This is a genomic window from Streptomyces sp. NPDC059443 (genome assembly GCF_042750105.1).
GTDB lineage: Bacteria > Actinomycetota > Actinomycetes > Streptomycetales > Streptomycetaceae > Streptomyces.
On record NZ_JBHYVM010000004.1, the window covers coordinates 224,292 to 249,138 of the forward strand.

Annotated in this window: 19 protein-coding genes and 1 tRNA gene; 11 read left to right on the plus strand and 9 right to left on the minus strand. The window is 73.1% G+C overall.

From position 1 onward, the window contains the following. Positions 1-91: 91 nt before the first annotated feature. Positions 92-168: transfer RNA gene (locus ACFXDJ_RS05555), tRNA-Trp, on the minus strand. A 174-nt stretch (positions 169-342) separates the two neighbouring features. Between ACFXDJ_RS05555 and ACFXDJ_RS05560 the strand changes: the two genes are divergently transcribed. Both ACFXDJ_RS05560 and ACFXDJ_RS05565 read left to right on the plus strand, forming a co-directional pair. Beyond that, entirely contained in the window at positions 343-1,659 is a 1,317-nt protein-coding gene (locus ACFXDJ_RS05560) for a glycoside hydrolase family 18 protein (RefSeq protein WP_384652220.1), read from the plus strand. Positions 1,660-1,756: 97 nt separating this feature from the next. Then, positions 1,757-2,986, plus strand: coding sequence for a serpin family protein (locus tag ACFXDJ_RS05565; RefSeq protein ID WP_384652222.1), 1,230 nt, complete (start codon positions 1,757-1,759; stop codon positions 2,984-2,986). A 4-nt stretch (positions 2,987-2,990) separates the two neighbouring features. Here the strand turns inward: ACFXDJ_RS05565 and ACFXDJ_RS05570 are convergent, their stop codons facing one another. Together ACFXDJ_RS05570 and ACFXDJ_RS05575 are read right to left on the minus strand one after the other, a co-directional pair. Then, the gene (locus tag ACFXDJ_RS05570) at positions 2,991-3,992 is read right to left on the minus strand and encodes a PfkB family carbohydrate kinase (RefSeq protein WP_384652224.1); all 1,002 of its coding nucleotides are present in this window, start codon (positions 3,990-3,992) and stop codon (positions 2,991-2,993) included. Further along, positions 3,989-4,639, minus strand: a complete 651-nt coding sequence (locus ACFXDJ_RS05575) for a bifunctional 4-hydroxy-2-oxoglutarate aldolase/2-dehydro-3-deoxy-phosphogluconate aldolase (protein WP_384652226.1) — start codon at positions 4,637-4,639, stop codon at positions 3,989-3,991. Before ACFXDJ_RS05575 ends, ACFXDJ_RS05570 begins: the two co-directional genes overlap by 4 nt. 91 nt (positions 4,640-4,730) lie before the next feature. Here ACFXDJ_RS05575 and ACFXDJ_RS05580 point away from each other — a divergent pair, with 91 nt between their 5' ends. Further along, positions 4,731-5,531 carry an IclR family transcriptional regulator gene (locus ACFXDJ_RS05580; protein ID WP_384847881.1) on the plus strand — a complete coding sequence of 267 codons (801 nt, stop codon included), beginning with the start codon at positions 4,731-4,733 and terminating at the stop codon, positions 5,529-5,531. A gap of 51 nt (positions 5,532-5,582) precedes the next feature. Here ACFXDJ_RS05580 and ACFXDJ_RS05585 read toward each other — a convergent pair whose 3' ends face one another. Continuing rightward, positions 5,583-7,502: a tetratricopeptide repeat protein gene (locus tag ACFXDJ_RS05585; protein ID WP_384847884.1), complete on the minus strand. Its 1,920-nt coding sequence runs from the start codon at positions 7,500-7,502 to the stop codon at positions 5,583-5,585. A gap of 492 nt (positions 7,503-7,994) precedes the next feature. After that, entirely contained in the window at positions 7,995-9,038 is a 1,044-nt protein-coding gene (locus ACFXDJ_RS05590) for a S66 peptidase family protein (RefSeq protein WP_384652344.1), read from the minus strand. 114 nt (positions 9,039-9,152) lie between these two features. Here ACFXDJ_RS05590 and ACFXDJ_RS05595 point away from each other — a divergent pair, with 114 nt between their 5' ends. The 4 genes from ACFXDJ_RS05595 (at position 9,153) to ACFXDJ_RS05610 (ending at position 14,535) form a co-directional block, all read left to right on the plus strand. Beyond that, positions 9,153-9,638 carry a helix-turn-helix domain-containing protein gene (locus ACFXDJ_RS05595; RefSeq protein ID WP_384652342.1) on the plus strand — a complete coding sequence of 162 codons (486 nt, stop codon included), beginning with the start codon at positions 9,153-9,155 and terminating at the stop codon, positions 9,636-9,638. A 67-nt stretch (positions 9,639-9,705) separates the two neighbouring features. Beyond that, positions 9,706-10,071 carry a DUF4180 domain-containing protein gene (locus ACFXDJ_RS05600; protein ID WP_384652346.1) on the plus strand — a complete coding sequence of 122 codons (366 nt, stop codon included), beginning with the start codon at positions 9,706-9,708 and terminating at the stop codon, positions 10,069-10,071. 77 nt (positions 10,072-10,148) lie between these two features. Then, positions 10,149-11,834, plus strand: coding sequence for a sigma-70 family RNA polymerase sigma factor (locus ACFXDJ_RS05605; RefSeq protein ID WP_384652340.1), 1,686 nt, complete (start codon positions 10,149-10,151; stop codon positions 11,832-11,834). A 112-nt stretch (positions 11,835-11,946) separates the two neighbouring features. Then, positions 11,947-14,535 (plus strand): Helicase associated domain protein, encoded by a 2,589-nt coding sequence (locus ACFXDJ_RS05610; protein WP_384847887.1) that lies wholly within the window; start codon positions 11,947-11,949, stop codon positions 14,533-14,535. A 24-nt stretch (positions 14,536-14,559) separates the two neighbouring features. On the opposite strand, the gene ACFXDJ_RS05615 is transcribed toward ACFXDJ_RS05610, so the two are convergent. Further along, a complete protein-coding gene (locus tag ACFXDJ_RS05615; protein WP_384652334.1) occupies positions 14,560-15,951 on the minus strand; it encodes a glutamate decarboxylase in 1,392 nt (463 codons plus the stop codon). Positions 15,952-16,227: 276 nt separating this feature from the next. Between ACFXDJ_RS05615 and ACFXDJ_RS05620 the strand changes: the two genes are divergently transcribed. Further along, positions 16,228-16,620 (plus strand): tyrosinase cofactor, encoded by a 393-nt coding sequence (locus tag ACFXDJ_RS05620; RefSeq protein ID WP_384652332.1) that lies wholly within the window; start codon positions 16,228-16,230, stop codon positions 16,618-16,620. Beyond that, complete coding sequence (locus tag ACFXDJ_RS05625; RefSeq protein ID WP_384652330.1) at positions 16,620-17,483, plus strand: tyrosinase family protein; 864 nt, start codon at positions 16,620-16,622, stop codon at positions 17,481-17,483. Before ACFXDJ_RS05620 ends, ACFXDJ_RS05625 begins: the two co-directional genes overlap by 1 nt. Here the strand turns inward: ACFXDJ_RS05625 and ACFXDJ_RS05630 are convergent. After that, complete coding sequence (locus tag ACFXDJ_RS05630; protein ID WP_384847890.1) at positions 17,423-18,145, minus strand: response regulator; 723 nt, start codon at positions 18,143-18,145, stop codon at positions 17,423-17,425. The genes ACFXDJ_RS05625 and ACFXDJ_RS05630 overlap by 61 nt on opposite strands. After that, complete coding sequence (locus ACFXDJ_RS05635; protein ID WP_384652327.1) at positions 18,142-19,878, minus strand: ATP-binding protein; 1,737 nt, start codon at positions 19,876-19,878, stop codon at positions 18,142-18,144. The genes ACFXDJ_RS05630 and ACFXDJ_RS05635 overlap by 4 nt, the downstream gene beginning before the upstream one ends. Before the next feature lie 123 nt (positions 19,879-20,001). Between ACFXDJ_RS05635 and ACFXDJ_RS05640 the strand changes: the two genes are divergently transcribed. Continuing rightward, positions 20,002-21,354: a cation:dicarboxylate symporter family transporter gene (locus ACFXDJ_RS05640; protein WP_384652325.1), complete on the plus strand. Its 1,353-nt coding sequence runs from the start codon at positions 20,002-20,004 to the stop codon at positions 21,352-21,354. A gap of 266 nt (positions 21,355-21,620) precedes the next feature. After that, positions 21,621-23,387, plus strand: coding sequence for a S8 family serine peptidase (locus ACFXDJ_RS05645; RefSeq protein ID WP_384652323.1), 1,767 nt, complete (start codon positions 21,621-21,623; stop codon positions 23,385-23,387). Between the two features lie 16 nt (positions 23,388-23,403). Here the strand turns inward: ACFXDJ_RS05645 and ACFXDJ_RS05650 are convergent, their stop codons facing one another. Then, a complete protein-coding gene (locus ACFXDJ_RS05650; protein WP_384652321.1) occupies positions 23,404-24,840 on the minus strand; it encodes an alpha/beta hydrolase family protein in 1,437 nt (478 codons plus the stop codon). Positions 24,841-24,847: the final 7 nt, after the last annotated feature.

Below are 24,847 nucleotides of genomic sequence, written 5' to 3' on the forward strand. Positions count from 1 at the left end.
ATGGCCAGTGATCGCCGACCCCGGAACACGGCAAAACGGACTCCGGGGAGGTTCCCTGGAGTCCGTTTTCGCAGTACTGCCTGCTCACGCATGGCAGGGGTGACAGGAGTCGAACCTGCGACATTCGGTTTTGGAGACCGACGCTCTGACCAACTGAGCTACACCCCTTCGGCAGGACCAACCATGCCACGGGACGGACTGAAGATCCAATCAATTGGGGGACCCGCCGCGGATCCAGCCGGATCGTGCCGCCCCCTTGACCGGCTCTGGTCCAGACCAATAGTTTCCGCATGCACAGCGCACGCGCCCCGGCACCACTCCCCGCATCCGCAAAGGAAGCCCATGCGCCGCAGCACGCTCGGCAGGCTGGCCGTCGCCGTCTGCTCCCTCTCCCTGCTGACCGCCTTCGCTCCCGCCCACGACGGCTCCGGGCACGAGACCTCGTACAAGAAGGTCGGCTACTTCACCCAATGGGGCGTCTACGGGCGGGACTTCCAGGTCCAGGACCTTGAGAAGAACGGCAGCGCGGGCAAGCTCACGCACATCAACTACGCCTTCGGCAACATCAGCGCGGACGGCAAGTGCTTCACCGGAAACGTCCCCGGGGAGGCCGACGCCTGGGCCGACTACGTGCGTCCGCTGGACGCCGAGAACTCCGTCGACGGGGTCGCCGACGACTGGAGCCAGCCGCTCGCCGGCAACTTCAACCAGTTGCGCGAGCTGAAGGCCAAGCACCCCGGGCTCAAGGTCCTGCTCTCGCTGGGTGGTTGGAGCTGGTCCACGCACTTCTCGGACGCCGCACTGACCCCGGCCTCCCGCAAGGCGCTCGTCGCGTCCTGCATCGACCTGTACATCAAGGGCAACCTCCCGCAGGACGGCAGCCGCGGCGGCGCGGGCGCGGCCGCCGGAATCTTCGACGGGTTCGACATCGACTGGGAGTGGCCCGGTTCGCCCGGCGACTCCGACACCACCTACCGCCCCGAGGACAAGAAGAACTTCGCCGCGCTGGTCGCCGAGTTCCGCACCCAGCTCGACGCGTACTCCCGCGCCCAGAAGCGGAAGTCGAAGTACCAGCTGACGGCCTTCGTCCCGACCGCTCCCGCCAAGATCGACGCGGGGTTCGACGTCCGGCGGATCATGCGCGACCTCGACTTCGTGACCCTCCAGGGCTACGACTTCCACGTCTCGGGCGAGAAGACCACCGCCCAGCAGTCCGCGCTGTACGCCCGCGACGACTTCAGCGTCGACGGCACCGTGGACGCCTGGGAGCAGCGCGGCGCACCCGCGCACAAGCTGGTGATGGGCATGCCGTTCTACGGTCAGGGCTGGACGGGCGTCAGCGGCGGCGGGGACGGCATGGGACAGCCCGCGACGGGTCCGGCGCCGGCCACCTGGTCGGCCGGGTACGAGGACTACAAGGCCCTCAAGAAGCTTGCCGATTCCGGCAGTTACAAGGTCCACCGCGACCGGCGCAACGGGAGCGCCTGGCTCTTCGACGGCTCCACCCTCTGGACGTACGACGACCCGCAGGTGCTGCGCGCCAAGACCCGGTACATCCGCGAAGAGGGCCTGGGCGGTGCGATGTTCTGGTCCCTGGACGCCGACACCGCCGACGGCGAGCTGATGACCGCCGTCGACCAGGGCCTGCGCGGCCACTGACGGGCCGGCCCCGCCGCCGGCCGACACCCTGAACAGCGCCGCCGGGCGGTGGAAAAATGCCCGTCCCGGCGGCGCCCCAACCCGTACGCTCCCGCGCATGAGGATCAAGACGGTACGGGCGGTCAACGCGCTGACCTCGCGCTGGGCGGAGCACGCGGCGACGCAGGGCGCGGGCACGGTGTTCACGGCGGCCGGGGTCTGGCCGCTGCTGGCCCTCCTCGCCGACGGCGCCGACGGCCCGGCCCGCACCGAGCTGGCCGCGACCCTCGGCATACCCGCCGACACGGCCGCCGAGGCCGCGCGGGAGCTGCTGGCCGCGCTGGACGGCGTACGGGGCCTGCGCGCGGCGACCGGACTGTGGACCCGGCGGGATCTCCCGCTGGAGGAGCGGTGGCTGGCCGGGCTCCCGGACGGCGCGCGGGGCACCCTGAGCGGCGACGAGGACACCGACCGCAAGGCGCTCGACGCCTGGGCCGCCGACCGCACCGGCGACCTCATCGAGAAGATACCGGTCGCCCTCGACGAAGACAGCCGCTTCGTCCTCGCCTCGGCGCTGACGCTCGGCCTGCGGTGGATCCAGCCGTTCACGCCCTGGATGACTCGGATCGGCCAAGGCCCCTGGGCCGAGGGCCCGGTACTCGGACTGTTCCGCACCACGGCCCTCCTGGACCGGGTCCGCGTGGCCCACGCGCCGACGGGGCCGGTGACCCTGCTGGAGGTGGTGGGCGACGGCGGTTTGGACGTCCACCTCGTCCTCGGCGAGCCGCAGGCCCCGCCGGGCCAGACCCTCCAGGCAGGCATCGCGGCCGTCACCCGGACCATTCCCACCATGGGCGCGAGCGAGCTCCCCGAAGGGGACCCTGGGCCGGGGCTGCGCATCACACGGGTGCTCTCGGAGGACTCCCAACACCGGCTGGACATCTCGACGGTGGCATTCGAGGTGAAGGCGGAGCACGATCTCCTTCATCATCCGCGGCTGTTCGGGCTGGAGAGCGCCTCGGACGACCGCCAAGGCCACTTCCCGGGGATCAGCACCGACCCGTTGACCATCGACTCGGCCCGTCAGTCGGCCGTGGCGCGTTTCCATGCCGAGGGCTTCGAGGCGGCGGCCGTGACGGCGATCGTCGCGGCCATCGGTTGCGCCGCGCCCCGGCCGAGGTACCGCGTCCGTCGCGCCCAGGTCTCCTTCCACCGTCCCTTCGGCTTCCTTGCCGTCCACCGGACCTCCCGCCTCGTCCTCGCCACGGGCTGGGTCGCGGATCCGCTCCCTTACGAGGAGAACAAGGCGGAGTGGGGCGAGGACGAGGATTGGGACGAGGAGGGCTAGGCCGTCAACCGGCAGTGCTGAGGCGGTGGGCGGCGGCCAGGGCGGCCGTCTCGGTGAAACCGGGTACGCGTCCGGTGCCGCCGCGGCCGGACACGGAGAGCGAGGCGGCCGCCATGGCGTACGCGACGGCGTCGTCGAGGGTGTCGCCAAGCGCGAGCCGGGCGGTGGCGGTGCCGGTGAAACAGTCGCCGGCGCCGGTCGCGTCGACCGGGTCGGGGTTGACGGGGACGGGGAGGTACCTCGCCCCCGTGCGGCCACCCGGGCCGCTGCCCGTGCCTTCGTCCAGGAGCAGCCGGCCGGCACCCGCGGTGACGACGACGGCACGGGCCCCCAGTGCCCGGTAGCGGGCGGCCGCCTCGGCCGGGTCGTCGGTGGCGACCAGGGCCAGCGCGTCGGCCGGGCAGGAGGTCTTCAACAGCCCGGTCAGCGGGGCGATGCGGGCCAGCAGATCGCGGGCCTCGCTCCGACTGGTGAGCCGGGAGCGGAAGTTGGGGTCGTACGAGAGGTGCCCGCCGGCCTCGTACACGGCCTCGGCCGCGGCCAGCACGGCATCGCGGCTGCTCGGCGACAGGGCGCCGGTGATCCCGCTGGTGATGAGGGCCTTGGAGCCGGTCAGCAGCTCCCGCCAGGATTCCACGTGTTCCACCGAGAGGGTGGATCCGGCGCTGCCGGTGCGCCAGTACACGAACTCGCGGTCGCCCTCCGTGTCGGCGGAGAGCAGATAGGCGCCGTTGGGGCGCGGGGAGCGGCGTACGTGGGTGACGTCCACGCCGAGCGCGGCGGCGCGGGCCAGCAGCGGGACGCTCAGCTCGTCCCCGCCGACGACGGCGAGCAGGGCGGTGCGGGCTCCGGCGGCGACGGCCGCGGCCGCGGCGTTGAGGGCGTCCCCGGAGTAGGAGATACGGGCGGGGGTGCCGTCGGCGGCGTCGCGCAGGGCGGAGTCGACGTGGATCTCGGCGAGCACCTCGCCGAGCACGAGGACGTCGTACTCCTCCGGCCCGGTCACGGCCGGAGCTCCGCACCCGCACCCGCACATTCGCCGCAGCAGGGCCTGGCGAGGTCGGCGAAGACGGCGGCCAGCTCGCCCGGGTCGGCGGGCAGCCCGTTGCCTATGCCCACGGCCGCGGCCCCGGCGGCGAGCCACTCCCGGACCTCACCCGGCCTGATGCCGCCGGTCGGGATGATCAGGGCGTCCGGGAGGACGGCCTTGAGGGAGCGGACGAACCGGGGACCGCCGACATGGGCGGGGAACACCTTCGCGGCTCCGGCCGCCCGGACCGCGGAAGCGATCTCGCCCGGGGTGAAGCCGCCTTCGATGAAGACGGCCGCGCGCTCCACGGCGACCGCACGGACCTCGGGGGCCGGGTAGGGCGAGATGAGGAAGGCGGCGCCCGCGTCGAGGGCGGTCTTCGCGTCCTCGGCGGTGGTGACGGTGCCGACGCCGATGAGGGCGGGGCGGCCGTGGGCGTCGGCGCGGGACACGGTGCGGGCGACGGCCTCGGCCCAGCCGGGCGTGGAGGTGGTGAGCTCGACCGCGCGGCAGCCCGCGGCCAGCAGGGCGGTGGTGTGGTGGACGGCCTCGTCGGCGTCGGCGTTGCGCAGGACCGGCAGCAGGCGCTGTGCGGTGATGACCGCGTACGGGTGACAGGACACGGGACAGCCCCCCATTTGTTCCACGTAATGGAACTTGGTATTGTGTAACGGAACATCTCTGATGCAGACCATACCCATCTCTGGAGATCACGTGTCCACGGACGGAAGACCTGAGGACGCGGAGGCCGAAAACACCGCGCGCGGCGGCCGGACTTCGGCGGCGGGCACGGCGCTGGAGAAGTCGATGCGGATCCTGGAGGCCGTCGCCGCGCCCGGCGGCCCGCACCGGCTCACCGACGTGACGGCGGCGGCCGCGGTCCCCAAGTCGAGCACCTTCCGCATCCTGGCCGCACTGATCGAGCAGGGCTTCGTACGCTCCGAGGGCGAGAGCCGCTACGCCGCCGGCCCCCGGCTGCGCGCCCTGTCCGCGCAGGTCAGCGGCGGGGAGCCGGCCGGCATCGAACAGATCCTGCGCGATCTCCAGCAGGCCACCGGGCAGGCGGTCCACCTCGCACTGCACAGCGGGGAGACCATCACCTACATCCGGAAACTGGAGAGCGACCAGCCCTTCCGGACCGCCTCGCGCGTCGGCATGCGGATGCCGCTGCACACGACCGCGATCGGCAAGAGCATCCTGGCCCACCTGCCGCGGGCCGAGGTGCGCGAGCTGGTCTCCGCCGCCGGGCTGCCGCGCCGCACGCCGAACACGCTCACCACGCCGCAGGCGCTGGACGCCGAGCTGGCGACGGTCCGAGGCCAAGGGTTCGCACTGGACGACGAGGAGAACGAGCCCACCATCCGCTGCCTCGGCGCCGCGATCCTGGGCCCGACGGGCCGCCCCGTCGGCGGGGTCAGCGTCACCACGGTCACGTTCCTGGTCTCCCGCGAGGAGATCGAGGCCTACGTTCCCGCGCTGCGCGCGGCCGCGGAGGCACTGGCCCCACTGCTCTGAGCAACCGAGTGCGGGCGGGCGCCCGCGCCTGGGAGAGCGGCCACGCCCGGCCTACGGGTCTTCGTGCCCGGCCCGGTCGCAGGCCTCGGCCAGCAGCTCGCGGGCGGTGCGCAGATGCAGGTGCCCGGGTTCCAGGACGGACTGCGCCTGTGCCAGCACACCGTTCAGGAGCGCACCGGCTTCGGAGGTCCGGCCCCGTGCAATCAGGGCGCGGGCCCACTCCAGCCGGGCGTAGATCACGTGCGGATGGTCCGCTCCGAGCACCCGGGTCCGGTCCGCGGTGAGCTCCGCCCAGGCGCCGGCCGCTTCGGCGGCGCGCCCCGCTCGGGCGGCCAGCGCCGCCCGGCTCCCCCGGATGGCGAGGGTGTGCGGGTCATCGGGGCCGATCCGCTCCTCGGCCTCGGCCAGCAGCTCCGCCAACTCCCGGTCCGCGGCGGCCGGATCGTCCGAGGCGAACGAGCGGAACCAGATCAGGCTGCGCCGGGCGGCCAGGACCAGCGGGTGGCCCGGGCCGTGGACGCGCAGCCGGTCGGCGAGCAGCGCCTCCAACTGCCGGGCCGCCGCACCGGTATCGCCGGCCGCGCCCGTGAAATAGGCCAGCTGGTGGCGGGCCGCCAGGGTGTCCGGATGATCGGGTCCGAGTACCTCCCCCGCATCGGACACCAGCGCCGCGAACCTGGTGGCCGCCGCCCTGTGCGCTCCGGACTCCCCTATGAAGAAGGCCAGTTGGTGCCGGGAGGTCAGGGTCTCCGGGTGCCGGGGCCCCAGCCGGTCCGTGCGCCGCCGGGCGATTCCGGCGAGGTCGGCGGCGGCCCGGCGCGGCTTCCCGGAGTCCCCGATGGCGATGGCCAGCGGCAGTTCGGCGCCGGGGACTCCGCCGCGCCGGGCGAGGTCGAGTGCCTCGACGGCGCGCGCGAGCCGGCCGTCCTGGTGGGCGACGAGGCCCATGTCGTAGGCGTCGGCTGGGCCCACCCGGGCCAGCAGCCCGCTCCACAGGTGGTCGGGAACGGGAACGCCGGCGTGGCCCGGCGCGTTCAACAGGTAGTCGAACGCGGTGAATCCGGCGCCGTAGTTGCCGATCAGCAGCCCGCTGGTGGCGTAGGCGGCCGCGCAGGCCCAGTCCATCGCCTCGGCGAAGGGCTCCGGCTGGAGGTCTCCGCCGCCCCGGGCCGCCAGGTAGGGGGCGTGGAGTTCGCGCAGCCACTCCCGGCTCACCGGGCGGCGGAGCCCGGCCCGGCGGCAGTCCACCGCCGCCGCGACGACGGCGGCGCCGCGCGGATTGGCGCCCGGAGCCCAGCCGTTCTCCCAGGAGGCCAGCAGCTCCGGACCGGCCGCCAGCACCTCGGCGACCCCGAACCGCTCCCCCGCGCGCAGCGCGGCCCCGATCCGGGGATCGCCCTGGTGGGCGGCGGCCCTGCGGCGCTCCGACTCCGACCAGTGCCGTGGCAGCCGTAGGACGGCAGCCTGCTGGAGGAGGTCGCGCTGGGCCCGCCAGGCGTCCCGGTCGGAGCCGGTGAGCCGGCTCTCCTCGCGGGCGTCGTAGCGCCGGTACTCCTGGACCCGCATGGTGGCGATCACCACCGCCGTGCCCAGGGAGGCCAGTTGGGCCGCGGTGAGGCCGCCCGCGCCGAGGTGGTCCTCCAGATCGTCCAGCCACAGCACGGCGCGCCGGCGGCGCGCGGCGATCCGTACGGCCTCGGGCAGCGCGGCGCGGGAGAGCGGGCGGACGAAGGCGTGCCGGGGGTAGCGGGTGCGGGCCACTTCGTAGGCGAGCCGGGTCTTGCCGGCCGTGGACTCCCCCACCACGAGCACGAAGCGGGCCCGCTCCAGGGCGGCGCGGAGCCCCGGCTCGGCGTCGCGCTCGATGTACGCGGGTGCGGCGCCCGGCGCCTCCGCCGGGTGGGCTCCGGCCAGCTCGGGCCGGTCCACCTGGCGCAGCAGCGGAATTCGGCCGCCAGGGGTGCGCAGCACTTCTCCTGCGGCGCCGACGGGGGCGGCCGTCTCCTCGGGCCGCATCAGCTCGGCCGCCAGCCCGGCCAGCGTGGTGACGGCCGCGCCGATCCCGGCGGCCCAGGGTCCCGAGGTCCAGACCGCCGCCAGGGCGACCGCGCCCCCGCAAGCGGTCTCGGGGAAGTGGGGTGCGTTTCCGCGTCGTCCGGTGCGGTGTCTCGGCGTGCTGCCGCATCTCCCGCGTACTGGACGTACTCGGGTGATGCGGCAGTGCGGCGAGGCGCCGTGCCGGGCGGCGCGGAGGCGTGCCTCACTTCCCCGAGACCGCTTGGCCCGACCGCACCGAGGTACCCGGCCCAGGCCCGCGCCCGGCCGGATCCCCGTAAGAGCAACGCCGACATGCCGCCCCCAACACGTCCCGTGGGAGCCCTCATTGTCACCCGGTGGGGGCTCGGGCAAACCCCTGCGGCCGGACTCGTACGAGGAGTTGGCGCATCCCCGCCGCCCTAGGCCTCAGTAGGTGACGAGGATCCGGCGGGCAGGGCCGTCCACCCGGATGCGGCCCCCTACGGGGATCACGAGCTGCGGGTCGGTGTGGCCGAGGTCGACGTCGAAGACGGCCATGGTGTCGGGAGCGTACTCGTGCAGCGCCCGCAGGACGGCCTCGCGCTGTTCCCGGCGGAAGCGCTCCCGCGCCTCGGGGCCGAGCCGGTTCTCGAACGACCAGCTCTTCGCCCGGCCCATCAGCAGCGCCGGGAACTGCCTCAGCAGTCCGCGCTCGCCCATGTTCCGGAGGATTCCGTAGACCTCCTGGGCTCGCGGCATCCCCTCCGAGGTCTCCAGGAAGAGCACCTGGCCGGCGTGGGAGTCGACGGGTCGCCCCACCCGGTCGGCCGTCAGCAGCCGGAACAGGACCTCCAGGCAGCCGCCCCAGCCGGTCCCTTCGACCACCCGGTCGCCGTGGTGCCAGAACCAGCCGGCGGCGGGCTCCAGTTCGGGTTCGGAGTCGAAGGTGTGCGGGTCGTCCCAGGGGCCGTTGACGTCCCCGCTGGCGGCGGCCGGGGTGAGCTCGTACTCGCCCGGGGCGAACAGCGCCGCGCGGAGGGAGCCCTCGGTCAGCGGATGCATCGCTCCGGGCCGCCCGAGCTCGACCATCACCGAGCCGCCGTGATAGCCGACGATCCCCAGGTCCCGCAGGAACAGCAGCAGGTTGGTGTTGTCGCTGTAGCCGAAGAACGGCTTGGGGTTGGCCCGGAGCAGCTCGGCGTCGAGGTGAGGCAGGACGGTGATCTGGTCGTCGCCGCCGATGCTGGCGATCACGGCCTTGATCGCGGGATCCGCGAAGGCCGCGTGGATGTCCGCCGCCCGCTCCTCGGCGCTCGCGCCCATCTTCCGGGTCGTCGGGTACTCCACCGGCTTCAGCCCGAAATCCTCCCGGAGCCTGCGCAGTCCGAGCTCGTAGGGCTGCGGGAAGAGTCCGGGCAGACCGGACGAAGCGGAGAGCACCGCGACCTGGTCTCCGGGGCGGGGCTTGACGGGGTAGCGGGGAGCGGTCATGCCAGGAGCCTAGGAGACGGGGGACCACCACCGAAGAGATTTATCCCCGGCGGAGATTCCCTAACCTTCCCTATCACTCCGCATTCTGCACTCCTTACGGTAAGGTTCGGCACTATGGAGAATGAGGAGCGCGAGCTGTACTCGGTCGGCGAGGTCGCCGAGCGGCTGGGGCTGCACGTGCGGACCGTACGGAACTACGTGCGCGACGGGCGGCTGAAGGCGGTGCGGATCGGCAAGCAGTACCGGATCAGCCGCGAGGACTTCGAGGCGCTGACCAGCCTGCCGGCCCCGGCCGGGGACGCGGACGTCCCTCCGGCGGAACCGGACCGGCCGCGCGGGCACGTGGAGGTGTCGAGCATCGTGCAGATCGACGCGATCGGCCCGGACGCCGCGAGCCGGCTCGCCACCCTCCTCACCGCGACCGCGCAGTCCCCCCGGGACACCCCGGACCCGTTGCGCGTCCAGACGGTCTACGACAAGGAGCGGGCCCGCATGAAGATCGTGATCCTCGGCGATCCGGCCACCACCGCCGATCTGCTGCACCTGCTCGACGGGGCACTCGGACCGGGCAACGGCATGGGGGTGACCCACCGTGACTGATCACCTCGGGATCGACGGCCTCGGGACCGACGGCCTCGGAACCGACCACGCCGGGACCGACCACGTCGTGGAGCACCACGGCGTTCCGGTGCTCGTCTGCGCCGCGGACGGCCCGCCCGTCGCCTCCGAGCAGGACGCCCTCGACCAGTTGATCGGCGCGGCCTTCTACCGGGCCGAGGTGGTCGCCGTCCCGGCCCGGCGGCTCGACGAAGGGTTCTTCGACCTGAGCGGCGGCCTCGCCGGGGCGATCATGCAGAAGTTCGTGAACTACCATCTCCGGCTGGTGGTCCTCGGAGACATCTCGCACCACCTGCGGGCCAGCTCCGCCCTGACCGACCTCGTCCGCGAATCGAACCAGGGGCGCCACATCTGGTTCCTGCCCGACCTCGACGCCCTGGCCGCCCGACTGGCTCCGGATTCGTACTCCGGATAAGTGTTATCCGGGCCCACCTCGACGGTCTCCCAGGTATTGGGCATCATCGACCGTCGGTACGGACAGGGATTCGCATCATGAGCACTCAGCACACGGCAGCACTGGTCGCCGCGGCCCGCGCGGGCGATCCGCGCGCCCAGGACGACCTGGTCAGCGCCTATCTGCCGCTCGTCTACAACATCGTCGGGCGGGCCCTGAACGGGTCCGTCGACGTGGACGACGTGGTCCAGGACACCATGCTGCGCGCACTCGACGGCCTGGGCGGCCTGCGCGACGACGACAGCTTCCGCTCCTGGCTGGTGGCGATCGCCATGAACCGCGTGCGCGCCCACTGGCAGGCCCGCCGCAGCGCCCCCGGCGAGAGCGGCCTGGAGGCCGCCTGGGAACTGGCCGATCCGGGCGCCGACTTCGTGGACCTGACCGTCCTGAGGCTCCAGCTGGACGGTCAGCGGCGCGAGACGGCCCGCGCCACGCGCTGGCTGGAGCCCGACGACCGGGCGCTGCTGTCGCTGTGGTGGCTGGAGTGCGCCGGGGAGCTGACGCGCACGGAGATGGCCGCGGCGCTGGAGCTGTCCCCGCAGCACACCGCGGTACGGGTGCAGCGGATGAAGGCGCAGCTGGAGTCGGCCCGGGTGGTGGAGCGGGCGCTCGGCGCGCAGCCGCCCTGCGAGGGGCTGCGGACGGTGGCGGCGGGCTGGGACGGGTTGCCCTCGGTGCTGTGGCGCAAGCGAATAGCCCGGCACGCCCGTGAGTGCCTACGGTGCTCCGGGCTGTGGAACGGCCTGGTGCCGGCCGAAGGGCTGCTGGCCGGGCTGGCGCTGGTACCGGTCTCGGTGGCGCTGCTCGCGGGCGTCCGGTCGGCCGCCGCGTCCGGCATCGTCCCCGTGGGCCTGGCGACCGGAGCCCCGGGTCCGGCGGACGCCGCGGGCCTGGCGGGCGACCCCCTCGCGCCGTTCCACACCGACGGGGGCGCCCACACCGGCGCCCACACCGCCACCCTCGCCGCTGACACCGCCGACGCGGGCGCGGGCCGCGCCTCGCTGCGCAAGCGCCGCCGTACCCGCAGCCGCCGCCGGGTGGTCGGCGGTGCGGTGCTCGCCGCCTGCGTCGTGGGCGGCGGGCTGACCTACCTCACCACGCGGCCCGGTACCGCCGCCCCCGAGAGCCCGGCCGCCTCGATGCTGGCTCCCGAGTCCGGTGTCGCGGTGCCCCCGCAGTCCCCGTCGCCCGCGCCGAGCCCGTCGGACTCCGCTTCGCCGAGCCCGAGCCCGAGCGCGAGCGAGAGCCCGAGCCCGTCCCCCACGCCGACCCCCACTCCCAGTGCCAAGCCGAGCCCGAAGTCCTCCCCGGCGAAGCCCCCCGCTCCCGCCCCGGCGGGCGGCGGTCCCGCGGCCCAGGTGATCGCGCTGGTCAACTCCGAGCGCGCGGCGGCCGGCTGCGGTCCGCTCAAGGATGACGCGCAGCTGCGTACGGCCGCGCAGGGGCACTCCGACGACATGGCGCAGCGGGACTACTTCTCGCACACCGATCCCGACGGCGGCGACCCGGGGCAGCGGACGACGGCCGCCGGGTACCGCTGGTCCACGTACGGGGAGAACATCGCGATGGGGCAGCAGACCCCGGCGCAGGTCATGGACGCCTGGATGAAGAGCCCGGGACACCGCGCGAACATCCTCAACTGCTCCTTCAAGGACATCGGCGTGGGCGTCCACCAGGGCGCCGGCGGACCCTGGTGGACGCAGAACTTCGGGGCCCGCATGTAGCCCTGGCACATCCGCCCGTACGCCACGCACCGGATCCCCCCACGCTGATTCAAAATGGGGGGCAAGATAGGGGCTGGAAGCGAACGGGCAGATCACGGGGGAGGTGACCCGCATGGCCAGGAAGAAGCTCCGTCCGCACCAGCGTGAGGCCGTCGACGCCGTGGTGCGGGCGCTGGAGCTGCCCGCCGGCCGCCGGGTCCCCCAGGCGGGGCTCCGGACCCAGGTCATCATGGCGACCGGTTCCGGCAAGACGCTGGTCGCGGTGCACGCCGCCGAGGAGCTGCGGGCCGGGCGGGTACTGGTGCTGGTGCCCTCCCTCGATCTGCTGGTCCAGACGGCGGCGGCCTGGCGCGCGGGCGGCCGGACCGGGCGGGCCTTCGCCGTGTGCTCGCTGCGCGGCGAGGACGCCGGGGTGCCCACCACCACCGACCCGGCGGAACTGGCCGACTGGGCGGGCCTCCCGGTGGACCGGGTGACCGTGTTCGCCACGTACGCCTCGCTGGGCCTCGGCACCATCGAGCGCGCGCACCTGGAGGGGCTGCCGGGCTGGGACCTGATCGTGGTCGACGAGGCGCACCGGACCTCCGGGCGGATCGGCAAACCGTGGGCCGTGGTGCACGACAACACCCGGATCCCGGCCGTCCGCAGGCTCTACATGACGGCCACGCCCCGGGTCTGGCAGGACGGCGAGAACGCCGACGCCGACACCGAAGGCCCGGGCGGCGAAGGCACGGACACCGAAGGCACGGGCGGCGCCGAGGGCAGGTTGCGCGGCCGGGGTGACCTGGTGGCCTCCATGGAGGACGATCCGGACGGCCCGTTCGGCGCGCGCTGCCACACCCTCACCCTGTCCGAGGCCATCGACCGGGGCATCTGCGCCCCGTACCGGGTGGTCTGCGTGGACGTCAGCGATCCGGAGTTCCAGGCGGCCGTCCTGCTCGGACCGGACGGGCGCTCCGACGCGGTGCGCGGGGTCCGCCTCGCGGCGCTCCAGACGGCGCTGGTGAAGGCCGCCGTGGAACAGGGGTTCCGGCGCACCCTGGTCTTCCACCACCTGACCAAGGAGGCCGAGGCCTTCGCGGCCGGGCTCCCCGCGGTGGCCGCGCGGCTGCGGGCCGCGAGCTGGGCCCCCCGGCCGGTGTACCCGCGTACCGTCTGGGCGGACTGGCTGTGCGGGCAGCACACGGCGGCGCAGCGGCGCCGGGTCCTGGGCGCCTTCGCGGACGACCGGCGCGCCGACAAGGCGTTCCTCGGCAGCGTCCGGGTGCTGGGCGAGGGCGTGGACACCAAGGAGTGCGACTCGGTCTTCTGGGCGGACGTACGGGGTTCCATGCCCGACCTGGTCCAGGCGGTCGGCCGCGCGCTGCGCATCCGGCCCGGGGAGGGCAAGGTCGCCTCCCTGGTGGTTCCGGTGCTCCTGGGACCGGGCGAGTCCCCCGAGACGATGCTGTCCTCACGGGCGTACGGGGACCTCGCGCGGCTGCTGGAGGCGCTGCGGGCGCACGACACCCGGCTCGTCGAGTCCCTGGCCCAGCCCCAGGCTCCGAGCCGCCGTGCCCCCGAGCCCGGCAGCGCCACGTCGAACCTGGGCACCTCCGGCCTGCGCAGCGGCGCGGAGGCCCTGCTGAGCTTCTCCACCCCGCGCGACCCGGCCCTGCTGGCGGCCTTCATCCGGCTGCGCGTGCTGCACCCGGAGCACGAGCACTGGCGGCGGGGCGTGGAGGCGGCCCGGCTGTACGCCGTGGCGGCCGGGGACCTGAAGGTCCCGTTCGCGTTCAAGGTGCCGGGGGACGGCAAGACGGGAACCCCCTTCGCGACCGGCACGGCCGGAGCAGCCACGGAGGCCGGAGAAACCGCGGAGGGCGCGGAAACCGGAGCACCCGGAACGGTTGCGGCGAGCTCGGAGTGGCCGCCGGGGCTCGCCCGGTTCCCGCTCGGCCAGTGGATCGCGGACGCGCGCCGCGCCCACCGCCGTGGCGCGCTGGGCCGGGAACGGGTGGCGCAGCTCGATGAACTGGGCATGGTGTGGAGCCACTTCGACGTGGCTTTCGAGGAGGGGCTCGCGGCGGCCCGGGGCTGGGCACAGGAGCACGGGCACCTGCTGCCTCCGGCGGACGCGAGCTGGCGCGGCGCCCCGGTCGGGGTGTGGGTCAAGAACCAGCGGGCGGCGGCGCGCCGCGAGGGGAGCGGCGCGCTGACGGAGGAGCGCCGGGAGGCCCTGGAGGCCATCGACGCCTCCTGGTGTCCGGCCTGGGAGATCTCCTGGCAACGGGCCTTCCACCTGACCCGGGTCCATCTGGACGCGGGCGGCCGGCTCCCGGCGGGGCCCGGCGAGGCCGTCGTACAGGGCGAGGACCTCGGGGTGTGGCTGCGGGGGCAGCGCAACTCCTGGGAGCGGCTGTCCTGGGCCCAGCGCTGGCTCCTGGAGCACACCCTCGGCGTGACCCCGGCCGTGGGGGCGGACCGGCCGCGGGCCCGGGTCCCCCACGCCCAGGCGTGGGCGGCTCATCTGGAGGCGGCCCGGCAGTTCCACGAGCGCGAGCGGCACCTGCGGGTGCCCCGCACGCACGTGGAGCGCGTCGGCGAACGGGAGCTCCGCCTCGGCGCCTGGATCGCCAACCAGCGCTCCCGCGCCGCCGCCCTCACCCCGGAACGCACGGCCGCCCTCACGGCCCTGGACATGCGCTGGGCGGGCTCCTAGTACTGCTGGGAGCCCCCCGGCCCGTCAGTGGTGGAAGCCCGACCGGGGGGCGGTCGACCGCACCGGCTGGGGGGTCGCTGCCAGGTGTTCAACGGACCGGCGCAGGTCGGAGACGAGCAGGGCGACCTGGTCCCGGGTCACCCCGTGGCGGATCAGGACGCGCTGGATGACGGTGTCCTCGCGGTCGGCCGGCAAGGGGTACGAGGGCACCTGCCAGCCCCGCATCCGCAGCCGGTCGGAGAGGTCGTAGAGGCTGAAGCCCGCGGCCTGCGGGTCGGTGAGCCGGTAGGAGACGGCGGGGAGCGCGCCCTGGCCGTCGTAGAGGAGGGTGAAGGGGCCCATCGTCTCGATCTCGCGGGCCAGGTACCGGGCGGTGTCGGCGCAGGCCTGCTGGACCCGGCGGTAGCCGCCCCTGCCCAGGCGCAGGAAGAGGTAGTACTGGGCGATGATCTCGCCGCCGGGGCGGGAGAAGTTGAGCGCGAAGGTCGGCATGTCCCCGCCGAGGTAGTCCACGGAGAAGACCAGGTCGGCCGGGAGTAGTTCGGCGGTGCGCCAGACGATCCAGCCGACGCCGAGCGGGGCGAGGCCGTACTTGTGCCCGGAGGTGTTGACGGAGGCCACGCGCGGCAGGCGGAAGTCCCAGACCACGTCGGGGTGGAGGAAGGGGGCGACGAAACCGCCGCTGGCCGCGTCCACGTGGATCGGTACGTCCCAGCCGTGCTCGGCCTGGATCCGGTCGAGTTCGGCGGCGATCTCGGCGACGGGCTCGTAGACGCAGGTGTAGGTGACGCCGAGGATGGCGACGACGCCGATGGTGTTCTCGTCCACATGGGCGGCGAGCTGCTCCGCGCGCAGGCCCGTCGCGCCGGGTTCCAGCGGGACCTGGCGGAGCTCGACGTCGAAGTAGCGGGCGAACTTCTCCCAGCAGATCTGCACCGGCCCGCACACCAGGTTCGGCCTGTCGGCGGGCAGTCCGGCTGCACGGCGGCGTTCGCGCCAGCGCCACTTGAGGGCGAGGCCGCCGAGCATGGCGGCCTCGCTGGAGCCGGTGGTGGAGCAGCCGGTGCCGGTGGTGCCGGCCGGTGCGTTCCACAGGTCGGCCAGGATGTTGACGCAGCGGGCCTCGATCTCGGCGGTCTGCGGGTACTCGTCCTTGTCGATCATGTTCTTGTCGAGGCACTCGTTCATCAGCCGGTGGACCCCGTCGTCCGACCAGGTGGTGCAGAAGGTGGCCAGGTTCTGGGCGGCGTTGCCGTCGAGGAGCAGCTCGTTGTGGAGGAGCTGGTAGACCACCTCGGAGGGTGAGTGGTCGTCAGGCATCCGGTACTTGGGGAGGATCTCGCCGCTGAGGGCGGACGCGAACACGTCCGTCTCGGCGTCGCGGGCACGTGCGTCCTTCGTCTCATGCAGGGCCATAACGGGACTATAAAGGACAGATCATCGCGAAGAGGGTCGCCCGGAGATCGGTTCCCACTACACCTTCCGGCCGAGTCCACGGTGTGACCCCCTCCATACCCTCCCGGTGCGACCGCAGGATTTTCCGTCAGCTAAGCTTTTTTCCATAGGTCTTCCCGTTCGGGCCACTGGAGCCGGTCCGGACGGGAAGATCATCCAAGTTGTTCGACAGGCAACTTATCCGCGCATGTCCGGATAACGGCCTACGGTTCTCCGCGCCCTGATACCTCTCGGGCCATGAACAAGATCACCCGCCGGCAGGCGTTAACCGCCACCGCCGGCGCGCTCAGCGCCCTCGGCCTCGCCGGCGCCACCGCGCACGCGGCCGTCACCGACTCCCGTCCCGCCGCACCCGCCACCCCCACGGGAACGGTCGACGAGGTCTACCAGGGCCGTCGCATCCGAATAACCCCCGCCGCGGGCGGGGGCGGCCACCACGGCGGCCACCACTCCCCCGGTTTGCCGACCGTCCTCATAGACGGCCGCGAACTGCACGTCATGCAGAACGCCGACGGCACCTGGATCAGCGTGGTCAACCACTACGAGACCTACGCCGACACCCTCTCCGTCGCCCGCGCCGCCGTGCGCGAGCTCCAGGGCGCCGCCCTCGTCCCGATGGGTGGCATGTGATGACCGTCCGCAAGAACCAGGCCTCCCTCACCGCCGAGGAGAAGCGGGCCTTCACCAACGCCCTGCTGGAGCTGAAGCGCACCGGCCGCTACGACCGGTTCGTCACCACCCACAACGGCTTCATCATGGGCGACACCGACTCGGGCGACCGGGTGGGCCACCGCTCCCCCTCCTTCCTGCCCTGGCACCGCCGGTTTCTGCTGGAGTTCGAGGCGGCTCTGCAGGCGGTGGACGCGACGGTGGCCCTCCCGTACTGGGACTGGACCGCGGACCGGACCGCCCGCTCCTCGCTCTGGGCCGCCGACTTCCTCGGCGGCACCGGACGGGCCCGCGACGGGCAGGTGCTCGACGGACCGTTCGCGTACGCGGCGGGCAAGTGGGAGATAGCCGTACGGGTGGACGGGCGCTCCTATCTCCGGCGCGCGCTCGGCACCGGTGTGGCGCAGCTCCCGACCCGGGCCGAGGTGGACTCCGTCCTCGCGATGCCGGTGTACGACGCCGCCCCCTGGAACAGCTCCTCCAACGGATTCCGCAACAACCTGGAGGGCTGGCGCGGGGTCAACCTGCACAACCGGGTGCACGTGTGGGTGGGCGGCCAGATGGCCACCGGCGTCTCGCCCAACGACCCGGTGTTCTGGATGCACCACGCCTTCGTCGACAAGCTGTGGACCGAATGGCAGGCGCTGCACCCGCAGTCGGCGTACCTGCCCGCCGGCGGCACGCCGAACGTCGTGGACCTGCACGACACGATGCGGCCGTGGAACGACGTGACCCCGGCCGACATGCTCGACCACCGGAAGTTCTACACCTTCGACACCGAGCCGGCCCCGGTCCCGGCCGGAGCCGCCGCCAGCCAGCGGTAGTGCAGTTCGGGGCGGCCGACCTGGCCGTACCGGGGGCTGCGGTCCGCGCGACCGGTGTCCACCAGGTGCTCCAGGTACCGGCGGGCGGTGATCCGGGAGATCCCGGCCGCCTCGGCCGTCCCCGCCGCGGTCAGCCCCTCGGGGGCCGACCGCAGCAGCGCGGCGACCCGGTCCAGGGTCGGCGCGCCGATCCCCTTGGGCAGTTCGGCCGGACGGGGCGCGCGCAGGGCCGCCATGGCCCGGTCCACATCGTCCTGGCCGGCCGCCTCGCCGGCCGCACTCGCGCGGAACTCGGCGTAGCGCAGGAGCCGTTCGCGCAGCGTCGGGAAGGCGAAGGGCTTCAGTACGTACTGCACCACGCCGAGCGCGACGCTCTCGCGGACCACGCCCAGGTCCCGCGCCGAGGTCACCACGATCACGTCGGCGGGGTGCCCGGCGGCCCGCAGGCCGCGCGCGAAGCGCAGCCCGTGGCCGTCGGGCAGGGTGAGGTCGAGCAGCAGCAGGTCGATCCGGGTCCGCTCCAGGGCCCGGGTGGCCTCGGCCAGCGAGTGGACGGCCGCGACGGCCGTGAAACCGGGCACCCGGCCCACGTACAGCGCGTGCGCGGCGGCGGCGACCGGGTCGTCCTCGACGACCAGGACCCGCACCTCGGGCGTGTTCATCCGCTCACCTCTCCGCGCGTCTCTCCCCGCGTCTCTCCGCTCACTTCTGCGCGCGTCTCTCCGCCGACGCCTGCGCCGACTTCTGCGCGCGCCGGCAGTCTTACGGTGAACCGCGCGCCTCCCCCGGGCAGTTGGTCGGCATCGGCGCTGCCGCCGTGCCGGTGTGCCACTTGGCGGACCAGCGCGAGGCCGAGGCCGCGCCCCTCCCCCTTGCCGGACCAGCCGCGCCGGAACACGTCGGCCCCTTCGGGGAGCCCGGGGCCGTTGTCGGCCACGCTGAGCAGGATCCCCTGACCCGGGCCGTCGGGGCGGACCGTGACGGCTATCCGGCCGCCGGGGACCCCGGTCAGGGCGTCGACGGCATTGTCCACGAGGTTGCCGAGGACGGTGACGAGGTCCCGGGCGCAGGGCCCGCCGGGCCCGGAGCCGATGGCCCCGCTGTCCGGGGTGACCACCAGCTCGATGCCCCGCTCGTGGGCCTGGGCGGCCTTGCCGAGCAGCAGGGCCACGAGCACCGGCTCGCCCACCGCGGCCATCACCTCGTCCGTGAGGGCCTGGGCCAGGGTCAGTTCGGCGGTGGCGAAGTCCACCGCCTCCCCGACGCGGCCGAGTTCGATGAGGGAGACCACGGTGTGGAGCCGGTTGGCCGCCTCGTGGGCCTGGGAGCGCAGCGCCTGGGTGAATCCGCGTTCGTGGTCCAACTCGCCGGTCAGGGACTGGAGTTCGGTGTGGTCGCGCAGAGTGACCACGGTGCCGCGGCGGCCGCCTCCCGCCACCGGCGCGCTGTTGACCACCAGCACCCGGTCGGCGGTCAGGTGCACCTCGTCCACCCTGGGCCGGTCGGCCAGCAGGGCCCCGGTGAGCGGGGCGGGCAGCCCGAGGTCGGCGACCGCGGTCCCCTTGACCTCCCCGCGCAGACCGAGGAGTTCGCGCCCGGCGTCGTTTACCAGGGTGATCCTGCGCTGTCCGTCGAGCATGAGGAGTCCTTCGCGGACCCCGTGCAGGGCGGCCTGGTGGTAGTCGTACATCCGGCTCAGCTCGCCGGCGTTCATCCCGTGGGTGTGGCGGCGCAGCCGGGCGTTGACCACGTACGTGCCCGCTCCGCCGAGGGCGAGGGCCCCGCCGGCCACCCAGGCGAGGGCGGAGAGCTGCGCGGCGAGCCGGGCGCTGACCGCGCGGACGGTGATCCCGGCGGCGACCATGCCGACGACCCGGCCGCCGTCCATGAGCGGGGTGACCACGCGGATGGAGGGGCCGAGGGTGCCGGTGTAGGTCTCGCTGAAGGTCTCCCCGCGCAGCGCGGGCGCGGTGTTGCCGAGGAAGGGCTCGCCGATGCGGCGCGGGTCGGGATGGGTCCAGCGCCGCCCGTCCGGGGCCATGATCGTCACGAAGTCCACGCCCGCGTCGGCGCGGACCTGCTCCGCGTAGGGCTGAAGCGCCGCGGAGGGCCCGGCTCCGGAACCGCTCCCGGGCACGTCCCCCCGTACCCCTTCCCGCACCGCGCTCCCCGCCGCCGCCCGCGCCGCGTTCCGTACCGCTTCGCGCACCGACGGTGAGTCCGCCACCGCGCGGGCCACGGCTCCGGCCTGGCGCCGGGCGGCCTCTTCGGCCTGGCCGCGGGCGGTCGCGTAGGCGAAGACGGCGCATCCGGCGACGACCACGGCGACCAGCACCACCTGCATGGCGAAGAGCTGGCCGGCGAGGCTGCGCGGCGGCCGGGGGAAGCGGAACATGGCGCTCAGTGTGCACCCGGCCGTGAACTCTATGAACGCAAGGGTGACCGGGGTCACAGCGGCGGGCGATGGTCTCCCGGGACGCCTTCACCACCAGGAGGCAAGGCACAACCAGGAGGCAGCGTGGCCGCCAGGCGCGACAAGACGCATTATCTGTACATCGCGGTGATCGGCGCCGTACTGCTCGGCATCGCCGTCGGCTTCGCGGCGCCCGGCGTGGCCGTGGAACTCAAACCGCTGGGCACCGGCTTCGTCAACCTCATCAAGATGATGATCTCGCCGGTGATCTTCTGCACGATCGTGCTGGGCATCGGCTCGGTGCGCAAGGCCGCCAAGGTCGGCGCGGTGGGCGGACTGGCGCTCGGCTATTTCATGGTCATGTCCACGGTGGCGCTGGCCATCGGCCTGCTGGTCGGAAACCTCCTGGAGCCGGGCAGCGGACTGCACCTGACCGAGGCCGTCCGGCACGCCGGCGAGGCCCAGGCCAAGGCGGGCGGGGCGCAGAGCACCCCGGAGTTCCTGCTGGGGATCATCCCGACCACACTGGTGTCCGCCTTCACCGGCGGCCAGGTCCTCCAGACCCTGCTGGTGGCGCTGCTGTGCGGGTTCGCGCTCCAGGCGATGGGCCCGGCGGGCGAACCGGTACTGCGCGGGATCGGGCACGTGCAGAAGCTGGTGTTCCGGGTGCTCGCGATGATCATGTGGGCGGCGCCGGTCGGCGCGTTCGGCGCGATCGCGGCGGTGGTCGGAGCCACCGGGATGGACGCGCTGAAGTCCTTGGCCGTCATCATGATCGGCTTCTACGTGACCTGCCTGCTCTTCGTGATCGTGGTCCTGGGCACCCTGTTGCGGGTGTGTACGGGGATCAGCGTCTTCGCCCTGCTGCGCTATCTGGGCCGGGAGTTCCTGCTGATCCTGTCCACCTCCTCCTCCGAGTCGGCGCTGCCCCGACTGATCGCCAAGATGGAGCACGTCGGGGTGTCGCGGTCGGTGGTCGGCATCACGGTTCCGACGGGGTACTCCTTCAACCTGGACGGGACCGCGATCTACCTCACGATGTCCTCGCTCTTCGTGGCGGAGGCCATGGACAAGCCGCTCGCGCTGGGCGAGCAGATCTCGCTCCTGCTGTTCATGATCGTGGCCTCGAAGGGCGCGGCCGGGGTGACGGGCGCGGGTCTCGCCACCCTCGCCGGCGGACTCCAGTCGCACCGGCCTGAACTGGTCGACGGCGTCGGCCTGATCGTGGGCATCGACCGGTTCATGAGCGAGGCGCGGGCACTGACGAACTTCGCGGGCAACGCGATCGCGACCGTGCTGATCGGAACCTGGACCAAGGAGTTCGACCGGGCCCGCGCCAGCGAAGTCCTCGCGGGCCGGCTGCCGTTCGACGAGACCACGCTCACCGACGACGGCCACGGCCCCACCGTCGCCGTCCCCGCCCAGCCGGGCGGCGCCAAGGACGGCGTACCCGCCTAGCGGGTGCGCCCCGATGGACCGGCCGGGCAGGGCTCGCCCCCACGGTGCCCAGCCCGGCCGGTTCCGACACCTCTCCAGGCATCGATATTCAGCCAAGTTCGGACCAACCGTCCTGCGGTAAAAGGTACTTCCATATCGGTGCAGACGTCTGACATCTTGCGTCCACCACTCGTTTCGTACGGACCGGTAGGTGCCACCCGCACCACGGGCCGTCTTCGGAGGACGCATTGATACCCCACATATCCAGCCGACCTCGCCGTACCCTCGTGCTCGCCGCCGCCCTCGGCGCCGCGCTGGCCTTCGGGACCCCGGCCGCACTGGCCGGCACCCAGCCCGTCTCCCCGGCGGGCACCCCCGTCGCCTCCGCACCCGCCAAGGCCCTGGCCGCGGCGCCGGCTTCCCAGAGTGCGACCTGGGTTGCCGGCACCCGCGCCTACCTGGTGATCACCGCCCCCGGTGACAGCTCGGCGGTCCGCTCCGCCATCGCGGCCAACGGCGGCACCGTCTTCTCCTCCTTCGACTCCATCGGCGTGATCGTCGCCCACTCGACCTCCGCGACCTTCGCCGCCACCATGCGCGGGGTCAGCGGAGTCCAGCAGGTCGGCGCCACGCGCACCTCGGACGTCCCCGCCGACGCCTACAACCCGGCGCTGCCGGCCAACCCGGCGCAGGCGGCGACCCCGGCGGGCGAACCCGTACGGGCCGACATGAGCCAGATCAAGGCCGACCAGGCCTGGGCCGTGAACCCCGGCTCCCCCTCGGTCAAGGTCGGCATCCTGGACACCGGTGTGGACGACCAGCACCAGGACCTGGCGCCGAACTTCAACGCCGCCGACTCCGCCTCCTGCGCCTACGGCAAGCCGGACACCCGGGTCGGCGCCTGGCGTGACGTGGACACCCACGGAACCCACGTCGCGGGCACCATCGCCGCCGCCAAGAACGGCAAGGGCGTCGTCGGCGTGGCCCCGGGCGTGAAGATCGCTTCGGTCCGCGTGGCCGAGCCGGGCAACTCCTTCTTCTTCGCCGAGAACACCATCTGCGCCTTCGTCTGGTCCGGCGACCACGGCTTCAAGGTCACCAACAACAGCTATTACACGGACCCGTGGCAGTTCAACTGCCCGGACAACATCGACCAGGCAGCCATCATCGAGGGCGTCAAGCGCGCCCAGGAGTACGCGGAGGGCAAGGGCTCCCTCCAGGTCGCCGCGGCTGGCAACGAGAACTACGACCTCGCCCACAAGACCACCGACTCGGCGAGCCCCAACGACTCCACGCCGACCACCCGCACCATCACCAACGCCTGCCTCGACATCCCGACCGAGCTCCCGGGCGTGGTCACGGTCGCGGCCAACGGCACGGGCACCACGAAGGCCTCGTTCTCCAACTTCGGCCAGGGCGTCATCGACGTCGCGGCCCCGGGCAGCAACGTGTACTCCACCGCCCCCGGCGGCGGGTACAGCACCAAGAGCGGCACCTCGATGGCCACCCCGCACGTCGTGGGCGTCGCGGCGCTCATCGCCAGCGCCAACCCGGGCATCACCCCGGCGCAGATCCGCGACAAGCTGGCCGCCCAGGCCAACGACACGGCCTGCCCGTCGGACAACCGCTGCACCGGAACCACCGCCAACAACTCGTTCTTCGGCGAGGGCCAGGTCGACGCGCTGAAGGCGGTCGGTACCACCCCGCCGCCCGGGAAGTACTTCGAGAACCTCACCGACTTCGCGATCAACGACAACGCGACCGTCGACAGCCCGATCACCGTCAGCGGAGTGACCGGCAACGCGCCGGCCACCCTCAAGGTGGGCGTGGACATCAAGCACACCTACATCGGTGACCTCAAGGTCGACCTCGTGGCTCCGGACGGCTCGGTCTACACCCTGAGCAACCGGGCCGGCGGCAGCACGGACAACATCATCCAGACCTTCACCGTCGACGCCTCCTCCGAGGTCGCCAACGGCGTCTGGATCCTCCGTGTGAACGACAACGCCAACCAGGACACCGGCAAGATCGACGCCTGGAACCTGACCTTCTAGTAGCCGGTTCGTTCCTTCAGCGGTGCAGTACGTCGGCCAGCCAGTCGAAGACGACGTCGCAGTGCTGTCGCGGGGCCATCGGGGAGCAGTGCAACTGCGCCCCGGTGGCCTCCGTCAGTTTCACGTACTCGCGGCGCGAGCGGAGCAGGTCGTACATCTGCTTCGGCTGGCCGGGGTAGAACTGCTCGAAGTCGTAGTCGAGCACGAGGGTGGGGGCCTTGATCTTCGGCACCACGGCCGTGACGTCGAGGCCGGCGGCCAGCTGGGCGGGGGTCCACAGGTCGGTGAGGACCCGGCCCGCGCGCGCCTCCCGCAGGGCCTCCTCGGAGAAGATCTCGAACCGCTTCTTGACCGTGAAGGCGAGTTGCGGGGTGAGTTCGGGGACCACCTCGTCGTTCCACACCCGGTTGGTCTTCGCCTTGTCCGCGGTGACGACCTCGCGGAGCTCCTTGGGGAAGCCCAGCCAGGGACTGAGACAGCCCGGCTGACAGACGACGGCAGCGATCCGGGGTTCGAAGGCTGCGGCGCGCGCGACGAGGTTGCCGCCCATGCTGAGGCCGGTGAGCGCGATCCGGGCGCTGTCCACGTCCTTGCGGTCGTCCAGCCAGTCGATCAGCGGCCCTACGGCCCTCTCCCAGCGGTTGGTGAACGGAACCTCGTCGACGAACAGCAACTGGCCCTGGCCTGGGCCGTCGTAGGCGAGGGCGTTCCAGCCCCGGTCGAGGGCGGCGGACACCCCGTAGGTCCACATGTCGACGTTCTGGCCGTCGCTGCCGTTGGTGAGGATGACGGTGGGACGCGGCTCGGACGGGTCCGCGCCGTCGGGGCGGAAGAACCACACCGGCAGGTGCGTCCCGCCGTACGGGACCTGCGCGCGGACCGCCGCCGGGGAGCAGAGCTGGGTGAAGGTGTCCCAGGCGCGGCGCCCGGCGAGGTACAGCTCCTTCTCGTCGCCGGGCCGCTCGGTGCCCAGTACGTAGAACAGTGCCTGCGCGTAGTACTGCGCGGCCCGCAGCGCGCGGAAGCGGCGGGTCTGCGAGGGGGCTTCGCGGCCGTGCCGGCCGGCGGCCGGGGGCGCGGCGAGGCGGTCGCCCCAGCCGCGGAAGGTGTCGGTGAAGGTCTGCTCGGACGGTCCGGCGGCGTTGATCGCGTCGACGGCGGTGAGGACCTCGCCCACCTCGGAGGCCCGCATGCCGGCGGCGCCGAGGGCGAAGAGACCGGCGAAGTTGAACCCCGGGTCGTCGAAGAGCCGCATGGCTCCGGGTGCGGGGGCGGGGGCCGCCGTGGAAGCGATGCTGCCGGGACCGGCCGCGGCGGCCGCCGTCCCCGCGGCCGCCGTCCCCGCGGCCGTCGCACCGACGGCGAGGGTACCGGCCCCGGCTGCCAGCCCGGTCAGGGCGGCCCGGCGGGAAAATCCGGACCTGTCTCCGTGCGATGCGTGAGCTTGGGTCATGGCAGGG

Coding starts and splice junctions, on each gene's coding strand:
- ACFXDJ_RS05560 (WP_384652220.1), top strand. CDS start 343: ATGCGCCGCAGCACGCTCGGCAGGCTGGCCGTCGCCGTCTGCTCCCTC.
- ACFXDJ_RS05565 (WP_384652222.1), top strand. CDS start 1,757: ATGAGGATCAAGACGGTACGGGCGGTCAACGCGCTGACCTCGCGCTGG.
- ACFXDJ_RS05590 (WP_384652344.1), bottom strand. CDS start 9,038: ATGACCGCTCCCCGCTACCCCGTCAAGCCCCGCCCCGGAGACCAGGTC.
- ACFXDJ_RS05595 (WP_384652342.1), top strand. CDS start 9,153: ATGGAGAATGAGGAGCGCGAGCTGTACTCGGTCGGCGAGGTCGCCGAG.
- ACFXDJ_RS05605 (WP_384652340.1), top strand. CDS start 10,149: ATGAGCACTCAGCACACGGCAGCACTGGTCGCCGCGGCCCGCGCGGGC.
- ACFXDJ_RS05610 (WP_384847887.1), top strand. CDS start 11,947: ATGGCCAGGAAGAAGCTCCGTCCGCACCAGCGTGAGGCCGTCGACGCC.
- ACFXDJ_RS05615 (WP_384652334.1), bottom strand. CDS start 15,951: ATGGCCCTGCATGAGACGAAGGACGCACGTGCCCGCGACGCCGAGACG.
- ACFXDJ_RS05620 (WP_384652332.1), top strand. CDS start 16,228: ATGAACAAGATCACCCGCCGGCAGGCGTTAACCGCCACCGCCGGCGCG.
- ACFXDJ_RS05625 (WP_384652330.1), top strand. CDS start 16,620: ATGACCGTCCGCAAGAACCAGGCCTCCCTCACCGCCGAGGAGAAGCGG.
- ACFXDJ_RS05630 (WP_384847890.1), bottom strand. CDS start 18,145: ATGAACACGCCCGAGGTGCGGGTCCTGGTCGTCGAGGACGACCCGGTC.
- ACFXDJ_RS05635 (WP_384652327.1), bottom strand. CDS start 19,878: ATGTTCCGCTTCCCCCGGCCGCCGCGCAGCCTCGCCGGCCAGCTCTTC.
- ACFXDJ_RS05650 (WP_384652321.1), bottom strand. CDS start 24,840: ATGACCCAAGCTCACGCATCGCACGGAGACAGGTCCGGATTTTCCCGC.